This is a genomic window from Acinetobacter sp. 1294596, assembly GCF_000582925.1.
Classification (GTDB): domain Bacteria; phylum Pseudomonadota; class Gammaproteobacteria; order Pseudomonadales; family Moraxellaceae; genus Acinetobacter; species Acinetobacter radioresistens.
In genome coordinates this window covers 1-4,229 of the sequence record NZ_JFCC01000080.1, presented here as the reverse complement: position 1 = coordinate 4,229, position 4,229 = coordinate 1, and the positions used below count along the sequence as shown (strand labels likewise).

3 protein-coding genes are annotated in these 4,229 nt (G+C 35.7%); 2 read left to right on the top strand and 1 reads right to left on the bottom strand.

Features of this window, described 5'->3' with window-relative positions; genetic code table 11:
• Positions 1 to 379: 379 nt before the first annotated feature.
• Entirely contained in the window at positions 380 to 1,333 is a 954-nt protein-coding gene (locus tag J502_RS15640; RefSeq protein WP_034428957.1) for an Lrp/AsnC family transcriptional regulator, read from the bottom strand.
• A 98-nt stretch (positions 1,334 to 1,431) separates the two neighbouring features.
• Between J502_RS15640 and J502_RS15635 the strand changes: the two genes are divergently transcribed.
• Complete coding sequence (locus J502_RS15635) at positions 1,432 to 2,724, top strand: MFS transporter (RefSeq protein WP_005406742.1); 1,293 nt, start codon at positions 1,432 to 1,434, stop codon at positions 2,722 to 2,724.
• Positions 2,725 to 2,780: 56 nt separating this feature from the next.
• Positions 2,781 to 4,064, top strand: coding sequence for an amidase (locus J502_RS15630; protein WP_052026717.1), 1,284 nt, complete (start codon positions 2,781 to 2,783; stop codon positions 4,062 to 4,064).
• Positions 4,065 to 4,229: the final 165 nt, after the last annotated feature.

Here is a 4,229-nt window from a genome sequence, read left to right as displayed (position 1 = left end):
TGCTATTTTTCTATATTTATATAAAAACTATTACGATTAAAATATTATCTGGGCATACGTAATATATTACTAACGAATGTGCAAAAAAATTAATAGCTCTAGCAGAGCTTATATTAATATAGTGGTCTTAGGCATCTGACATGTCTATGAGAATAAGAAATAGCTATATGATGTACTATGAAGTTTTAAAAACTTCCTCTAGAGGAAGCATTTAATACTTTCATTTAAAAGTAATGCAGCATGATCTTAAAAAGACTCTTGAATGCAAAAATGTTGTTACAGAAATACTTTAAATAAATAGATTAATACCCAACTGAAAATTTGAAAGATTTGGTTCCAATTAGGGATTGCTATTTAAGCTTGGTATTTTATCGTTGCTTTAGGGAAATTGCATATTGATTCCTTTGCGCATAAAACCAGCACGTTTATAAGCGTTGGTAATCATATTCGTATTACAAGAGTGAATTCCTTCTAACTGGCCCAATTTTTCGGTAGTCAAATACCATAAATCTGCTAGATCATTACACAATACATGCCAGAAAAATTGTGATTCACCACTAATCCCAAATAAACAACGGGTATTTTTAAGTTCGCAGAGTGCTTTTACAATTTCATTAACAGAGTCAGGACGGGCTTTAATTAGTACAATTGCCTCAGTATCATAGCCCAGTAGTTTTGGTTCAAAGTCTAACCGCAATGAAAATACTTCTTCTGCTAGCAGATCATTCATCATTTTCTGGGTTTTATGTTCACTCATCTGAATAGCTTCCGAAAGGCTTTTCATTGAAATTCGGCCATCTTTTGCTAATACTTGGATCAGTTTTAATTCATCTGAAGATAATAAGTGTTGAACAGGCATAGATGAAGCTACAGGATTATTCTTTAGCTTGCTGGCCCAAGTAAAGGGTTTTAAAACCACCTGTGTTTCCACTGTTTTAACATCCGGAAGCTGAGTAACGAAATCATGCATCCAGGGATATAAATCGGTAGCTTTTTCCAAGCCAATTTCTAAAAAAATATCAGCTAATCCTGTAGTTAAAAAAACAATTCGCACTTCAGGCCTTTCAGAGAAAAAATGTGAAATCTCTTTTACCTTTCCCGGTTTAACGCTTAGCCAGACATGTACAGTAAATCCTTTATTAACCACCAAAGGATTCAGTTCAACTACTGTACGAATGATTTGCTCATCAAAAAGCTTGCTAATGCGCCTAGATAATTTTTTTTCAGGAATTTCACTCGCCAAGCTTAGTTCCCGCCATGAACCTCTTGGGTTCTCTAACAAAGCATTAATACACGCTTTATCAATATCGTCCATTTTAAAAGATTCATTCATAATAATTGACTTGTCTAAAAATTAAATATAATCTAAATTTGAGTCTGAAAAATAAAATTAAATGGAATTATTTGTCTAAAACCAAATTTAAGGAAATCATGGATGAACCAAATATGAAAAATTCAACCTCTAAGCTTGAAAATGTATCACAAAAGAAAGTCATTCTTGCAGGAACAGTTGGAAATGCTGTTGAATGGTTTGACTGGACTATCTATGCAACATTTGCGGTTTTTTTTGCCAAACAGTTTTTTCCCTCTACAGATCCAACAGCATCTTTATTAGCGACTTTCGCTATCTTTGCAGTAGGCTTTTTTATGCGTCCGTTAGGCGGAATTGTATTGGGAATCTTTTCAGATCGATATGGCAGAAAAGCAGCACTTGCAGCCACCATTATGATGATGGCGGGTGGTTCGTTAATGATTGGTCTGTCTCCCACTTATGAAGTAATTGGTATTTTTGCCCCTATTATTTTAGTTTTGGCCCGGTTATTACAAGGCTTATCTTTAGGCGGAGAGTTTGCTTCAGCAGCTACGTATCTATCAGAAATGGCACCAAAAGAAAAAAGAGGCTTTTATTCAAGTTTTATGTTCTTTAGTGCAGCCATTGGTATATTAATGGCATCGAGTTTGGCATGGTTATTAACCACTATTTTAACCGAACAGCAGATGAGTGATTACGGGTGGCGTATTCCTTTTCTCTTGGGTGCTTTAGGTGGACTGGTCGGAATGTGGATACGCCGCTCTGTACCTGATAGTGAAATGACTCATGCCAAGGAAAAAGTTAAAAATCCATTAATTTTCTTAATTAAAAATCATCCTAAAGAAACCTTACGAATAGTTGGTATTTCAATTTTAACTACTTTTGCATTCTATATATTTATTGTGTATGTCCCAAGCTACGCAATTAAGGCTTTGGGTGCGGAACCGAAAGTTGCCTTTGCTGCCAATACTATTGCTTTGGTGGTATTTATGCTATGCCAGCCTGTATTTGGATGGTTATCCGATAAAATTGGACGTAAGCCGCAGTTAATTGTTTTCGCTGTAGGGTACTTACTGTTTTTCTATCCCATAATTAAGTGGATGGATAGCTCATTTAGCTCAATTTTATTGGTCGAAATATTTGGTCTATTGCTTTACGCATTATATACATCTATAGGTCCTACGCTTATGTCTGAACAATTTCCGACAGAAGTTCGAGCTGTGGGAATTGGTGCACCGTATAACTTAATGGTCGCATTGTTGGGTGGCACAACACCTTATATTCTTACTTGGTTGCAAAGCATTGGAAAACAGGACTATTTTTATTTTCTGGTGATTATTGGGGCCGCTTTAACACTGCTTACTTTTATTAAAATGCCTGAGACTGTGGGTAAAAAACTGGAAGATATTTAATGAACTTACTTAATATTTCAGCACTTTAGATTGCAAGAAAAATTTCAAGTAAAGAAGTGACAGTAGTTGATGTGGTTGAGTTTTATATTCATCGTATTAAAACGTATAAAGACTTAAATTGTATTTCAGCGCTATTTGAAACTGAGGCACTTGAGCACGCCAGACAACTGGACACATTAAATATAACCTCTAAGCGTTTAAGTCAGTTTCATGGTATACCCATTCTTTTAAAAGATAATTTAGATGTAAAAGGCTATGTGACCAAAGCGGGTACTGTTTATTTAGACCAAATTGCACAAGAAAGCTGCGCCTTGGTACGACAACTTGAAAGTTTAGGCTTTGTGATTCTTGGTAAAGTAAAAATGACAGAGTTAGCCTTTGGACTTTCAGGACAAAATCCACTGCAAGGCACACCTCATAATCCCTGGTCTAAAAAACAGTTAGCACCTGGCGGCTCTTCTTCTGGGTCGAGTGTTGCTGTTGCTGCTGGTTTGTGTCCTCTGTCTATTGGTGGTGATACGGGCGGGTCTATTCGTACACCTGCTGCATTGAACGGTATTTTTGGATTCAAGCCCTCAAGTGATCAGATTGATGCTTCAGGGGGAGTTCCTCTGTCAAAGACCTTAGATACATTGGGTCCAATTGCCTTAAGAAGTGAAGATATTCTTGAGCTGTATGCATTACTTGCTAAGACACATGTTCCCCACCTGCGATCCGATCTTAATCAACTATACTATCTAGCCGAAGAGGATTTTCCATATCCATTAAATGATGAAGTTTTAAGTTTATGGAATAAGTTATTAGCGCAATTAAAAGAGCAGGGCTTTACACTTAAAAAATGGCAGCCTCCTGCAGGTTTTAACTTTGAAGAATTATCTACCAGAACATCAAAAATTATTGCTTATGAAAGTTATTTATATCATGGCAAAGATGCTGAAAATGAACAGACTAAAATGTGGCAGGTGATACGAGACCGCGTATTGCATGGTAAAACAATTACAGCAGATGACTACCAGCAAACCATCAGAGAGCGCAGTATATTTCAAGATATATTTAAAAAATCTTTAGTTGAGAATCTATGTTTACTGCTGCCTGTTAGTCCAATCTTTGCTGTTGAACTGGACGTACAGGATACCCAGTTTATTCATGTAGGTGATTATACGAGACCTTTTAATTATCTCGACGCACCATCTTTTACCTTCCCGATCGGTACTAGTTCCACTCATATGCCTATGGGTGTACAGTTAGTTTCTCATCAAGCTAATGATCATCTCGTGTTAGAACAAGCTCAGGCAATTATTTCTAAGCTTAATATTCAACCTAAAGTTGCTAATATTTAATCCAATAATATAAGATTGAAATAAAGAACTACTATTTTAATAGCAGTTTTTTGCGTGATAACTTAAATATCATTCATTAATATTTAAGTTATCATAATTGAAATTTTTATATTGTAGGCAGTTTTTAATTGGCTCAAGATCTTAAAAAAATTATTACTTAAGGAA